Origin of the sequence: Sphingomonas aurantiaca (genome assembly GCF_003050705.1) — a bacterium.
GTDB classification, from domain to species: Bacteria; Pseudomonadota; Alphaproteobacteria; order Sphingomonadales; family Sphingomonadaceae; genus Sphingomonas; species Sphingomonas aurantiaca.
This window is the reverse complement of record NZ_QAOG01000012.1, coordinates 1-5,366: the sequence shown is the minus strand read 5'-3', so window position 1 is coordinate 5,366 and position 5,366 is coordinate 1. Positions and strand designations below refer to the sequence as shown.

Sequence of the window (5,366 nt, the reverse complement as noted above, 5' to 3'; positions counted from 1 at the left end):
GACCAATCCCTCGACGGCGAGGGGATTGGCAATCTGGCGTCGTCTTAATCATCCGCACTATCGTCTGACGTGCTGGGCGAACCCAGTGTTGTCATTGATGGTGTGAGACTCTCAAGCGCGAATAGAGCAATTAGTATCGGTTAGCTCCATGCGTTACCGCACTTCTACATCCGATCTATCAACGTCGTGGTCTCCGACGGCTCTATGAAATCTTATCTCGAGGGAGGCTTCCCGCTTAGATGCTTTCAGCGGTTATCCCGTCCATACATAGCTACCCAGCTGCGCTCTTGGCAGAACGACTGGTACACCAGAGGTATGTTCAACCCGGTCCTCTCGTACTAGGGTCAACTCCTCTCAAATTTCGACGCCCACGGCAGATAGGGACCAAACTGTCTCGCGACGTTCTGAACCCAGCTCACGTACCACTTTAATTGGCGAACAGCCAAACCCTTGGGACCTGCTCCAGCCCCAGGATGTGATGAGCCGACATCGAGGTGCCAAACAACCCCGTCGATATGAGCTCTTGGGGGTTATCAGCCTGTTATCCCCGGCGTACCTTTTATCCGTTGAGCGATGGCCCTTCCACGAGGGACCACCGGATCACTATGACCGACTTTCGTCTCTGCTCGACTTGTCAGTCTCGCAGTCAGGCGGGCTTATGCCATTGCACTCTAACAGACGGTTTCCGACCGTCCTGAGCCCACCATTGCGCGCCTCCGTTACTCTTTAGGAGGCGACCGCCCCAGTCAAACTACCCGCCACAGAGGGTCCCTGTTCCGGCTTACGGAACGAGGTTAGACATCAGAAACAAACAGGGTGGTATTTCACCTATGGCTCCACATCAGCTGGCGCCGATGCTTCAAAGCCTCCCACCTATGCTACACAGTTTCTTCCTAATGCCACTCTGAAGCTGCAGTAAAGGTGCACGGGGTCTTTCCGTCTAACCGCGGGTACTCCGCATCTTCACGGAGAATTCAATTTCGCTGAGCATGTCCTGGAGACAGTGGGGAAGTCGTTACGCCATTCGTGCAGGTCGGAACTTACCCGACAAGGAATTTCGCTACCTTAGGACCGTTATAGTTACGGCCGCCGTTTACCTGGGCTTCATTTCAGAGCTTGCACCCCTCCACTTAACCTTCAGGCACCGGGCAGGCGTCAGGCCCTATACGTCGTCTTGAAGCCGACTTAGCAGAGCCCTGTGTTTTTGCTAAACAGTCGCTACCCCCTGGCCTGTGCCCCCTCAAAGTGCTTGCGCATAGTGAGGGCCTCCTTCTTCCGAAGGTACGGAGGCAATTTGCCGAGTTCCTTCAGGACACTTCTCTCAAGCGCCTTGGTATACTCTACCTGACCACCTGTGTCGGTTTCGGGTACGGTCTATACGGTGGGGCTATTTCCTGGAACCATTTCGAAGCCTGCTCAATCCGATAAGAGCAGACAACACACATGATCCGTCACACACCACCAGGCCCACGAATATTAACGTGGTTCCCATCGACTACCCCCTTCGGGCTCGTCTTAGGGGCCGGCTCACCCTGCGCGGATTAGCCTTGCGCAGGAACCCTTGGTCTTTCGGCGAGAGGGCATCTCACCCTCTTTATCGCTACTCATGTCTGCATTCGCACTTCCGATACCTCCACGACCCATTACCAGATCGCTTCACAGGCTTACGGAACGCTCCGCTACCGCGTACCACATAAGTGGCACACCCTAAGCTTCGGCACGTATCTTGAGCCCCGTTACATCTTCGCCGCAGGACCTCTTGTTTAGACCAGTGAGCTGTTACGCTTTCTTTAAAGGATGGCTGCTTCTAAGCCAACCTCCTGGTTGTTTTGGAAGTCCCACATGCTTTCCCACTTAGATACGATTTGGGGGCCTTAGCTGTAGGTCAGGGCTGTTTCCCTTTTGACGACGGACCTTAGCACCCGCCGTCTGTCTCCCGCATATCACTCTTAGGTATTCGGAGTTTGGTTAGGTTTGGTAGATCTCGCGACCCCCTAGCCCATCCAGTGCTCTACCCCCTAAGGTGTTCGTGCGAGGCACTACCTCAATAGTTTTCGCGGAGAACCAGCTATTTCCCGGCTTGATTGGCCTTTCACCCCTAAACACAACTCATCCGGTAACTTTTCAACGTTAATCGGTTCGGACCTCCAGTGCATGTTACTGCACCTTCATCCTGGTCATGCCTAGATCGCCGGGTTTCGGGTCTAATACATCAAACTCTGGCGCCCTATTCAGACTCGCTTTCGCTGCGCCTACACCTATCGGCTTAAGCTTGCTTGATACATTAAGTCACAGACCCATTATGCAAGAGGTACGCTGTCAGGCCATAAAAGCCCTCCAACTGCTTGTAGGCAATCCGTTTCAGGTACTGTTTCACTCCCCTCATCGGGGTGCTTTTCACCTTTCCCTCACGGTACTAGTTCGCTATCGGTCATGTACGAGTATTTAGGCTTGGAGGGTGGTCCCCCCATGTTCAGACAGAATTTCACGTGTTCCGCCCTACTCGAGTCCGACAATTTCATTTTCGCATACGGGGCTGTCACCCGCTATGGCGCTACTTTCCAGAAGCTTCTGCTAATTCACTTGTCGGCACTGGCCTGGTCCGCGTTCGCTCGCCACTACTAACGGAATCTCGGTTGATGTCTTTTCCTCCAGCTACTGAGATGTTTCAGTTCGCCGGGTTCGCTTCACGAAGCCTATTTTATTCAGCTAAGTGATACCTAACCTAATTAACCCAAGCTGCGTGTTACCACACAGTTCGGATTAATCGGGATAGGTGGGTTTCCCCATTCGGAAATCGTCGGGTCAATGCTTGCTCACAGCTCACCGACGCTTATCGCAGCGTGCCACGTCCTTCATCGCCTGTACATGCCAAGGCATCCACGAATTGCCCTTACCTCACGCTTGAGAGTCCACACCACCAACGACATCACTGGGTGTCCTTTCGGATCACCAACTCGGCAGAGCAGTGCGTCGCGGTCTTTGTCAGGTGCGGATGATTATAATCTCAGCCAGATTATTTTGTATGATGATGTCGATATCTGGAGCCTCGAACCGCTCGTCCAGATCGCCTTGCACAGAAGTGCCCTGCGAACCGCCGAAGCAATCCTCGTCCCCAAAATCGAGCACCTCACGGCATCGATTTTAAAAAACCCATTCACAATGTCAAATACGGGTCGTCTCGACCCAATCACCGTGCTCTCGCACGGCGAACCGTTTCTCTTCATCTCTAGGTTATGCAAATGGTGGAGCCTATCGGGATCGAACCGATGACCTGATGCTTGCAAAGCAACCGCTCTCCCAGCTGAGCTAAGGCCCCAAACGCATTTGTGTGTGGTGGGCCTAGGTGGATTCGAACCACCGACCTCACCCTTATCAGGGGTGCGCTCTAACCAACTGAGCTACAGGCCCACACCCGCTGCGCCCGTCAGTCGCGGCAAAGCCGCGCCTTATGGGCGCGCTTCGCGCGCTGGCCGAGCTTGCCCACGTGCAAAATAGCTGACGCTATTTCGTCTCGTGGACTAACCTAGTGATGAAGGGACATGAGGACGGCGGCTAATGTTCTTTGGAATGGAGGAAGCTCTTCCCTCAGCGTGGATCCGAAGATCGAGGCCGAAGGCGCTTTCCGCCGATATCCTTAGAAAGGAGGTGATCCAGCCGCAGGTTCCCCTACGGCTACCTTGTTACGACTTCACCCCAGTCGCTAAACCCACCGTGGTCGCCTGCCTCTCTTACGAGTTAGCGCAACGCCTTCGGGTGAATCCAACTCCCATGGTGTGACGGGCGGTGTGTACAAGGCCTGGGAACGTATTCACCGCGGCATGCTGATCCGCGATTACTAGCGATTCCGCCTTCATGCTCTCGAGTTGCAGAGAACAATCCGAACTGAGACGGCTTTTGGAGATTAGCTCACACTCGCGTGCTTGCTGCCCACTGTCACCGCCATTGTAGCACGTGTGTAGCCCAGCGCGTAAGGGCCATGAGGACTTGACGTCATCCCCACCTTCCTCCGGCTTATCACCGGCGGTTCCTTTAAAGTGCCCAACTAAATGATGGCAACTAAAGGCGAGGGTTGCGCTCGTTGCGGGACTTAACCCAACATCTCACGACACGAGCTGACGACAGCCATGCAGCACCTGTGTGCAGGTCCCCGAAGGGAAGAAATCCGTCTCCGGAAGTCGTCCTGCCATGTCAAACGCTGGTAAGGTTCTGCGCGTTGCTTCGAATTAAACCACATGCTCCACCGCTTGTGCAGGCCCCCGTCAATTCATTTGAGTTTTAACCTTGCGGCCGTACTCCCCAGGCGGATAACTTAATGCGTTAGCTGCGCCACCCAAAGACCAAGTCCCCGGACAGCTAGTTATCATCGTTTACGGCGTGGACTACCAGGGTATCTAATCCTGTTTGCTCCCCACGCTTTCGCACCTCAGCGTCAATACATGTCCAGTCAGCCGCCTTCGCCACTGGTGTTCTTCCGAATATCTACGAATTTCACCTCTACACTCGGAATTCCACTGACCTCTCCATGATTCAAGCGATGCAGTCTAAAAGGCAATTCCAGAGTTGAGCTCTGGGCTTTCACCTCTTACTTACAAAGCCGCCTACGTGCGCTTTACGCCCAGTAATTCCGAATAACGCTAGCTCCCTCCGTATTACCGCGGCTGCTGGCACGGAGTTAGCCGGAGCTTATTCTCCCGGTACTGTCATTATCATCCCGGGTAAAAGAGCTTTACAACCCTAAGGCCTTCATCACTCACGCGGCATTGCTGGATCAGGCTTTCGCCCATTGTCCAATATTCCCCACTGCTGCCTCCCGTAGGAGTCTGGGCCGTGTCTCAGTCCCAGTGTGGCTGATCATCCTCTCAGACCAGCTAAGGATCGTCGGCTTGGTGCGCCTTTACCACACCAACTACCTAATCCTACGCGGGCTCATCCCTCGGCGATAAATCTTTGGACTTACGTCATCATCCGGTATTAGCAGTCGTTTCCAACTGTTATTCCGAACCAAGGGGCAGATTCCCACGCGTTACGCACCCGTGCGCCACTAAGGCCGAAGCCTTCGTTCGACTTGCATGTGTTAGGCATGCCGCCAGCGTTCATTCTGAGCCATGATCAAACTCTCAAGTTTATGTCACCGTCACGTCGCAGTGGAATTCCACGACACGACAGCTCATCTCAAGGAGCCGCTCTGCACAATATTCTTTACGTATGGATACGTGAAGGACATATGAGAACGACTTAGCTTTAAACGATTACCCGAACCCTTGAGGAGCCCGGAAACCGCAAGCCGCCGCCCACATGTCCCTTCATCTAAACCTACAATGTCAAAGAGCCGACAAAAATACCGACACTCGCATAACCTCCCT

The 5,366-nt window shown here is 53.9% G+C and carries 2 tRNA genes and 2 rRNA genes; all 4 read right to left on the bottom strand.

What is annotated here, in order from left to right:
- Positions 1-110: 110 nt before the first annotated feature.
- The 4 genes from C8J26_RS19990 to C8J26_RS19975 all read right to left on the bottom strand — a co-directional run bounded on the left by C8J26_RS19990 (position 111) and on the right by C8J26_RS19975 (position 5,128).
- Positions 111-2,907 (bottom strand): 23S ribosomal RNA (locus C8J26_RS19990).
- Between the two features lie 336 nt (positions 2,908-3,243).
- Positions 3,244-3,319: transfer RNA gene (locus C8J26_RS19985), tRNA-Ala, on the bottom strand.
- Between the two features lie 15 nt (positions 3,320-3,334).
- A tRNA-Ile gene (locus C8J26_RS19980) sits at positions 3,335-3,411 on the bottom strand.
- Between the two features lie 230 nt (positions 3,412-3,641).
- Positions 3,642-5,128: ribosomal RNA gene (locus C8J26_RS19975) — 16S ribosomal RNA — on the bottom strand.
- Together the 16S and 23S rRNA genes with 2 tRNA genes alongside form the textbook arrangement of a ribosomal RNA operon.
- Positions 5,129-5,366: the final 238 nt, after the last annotated feature.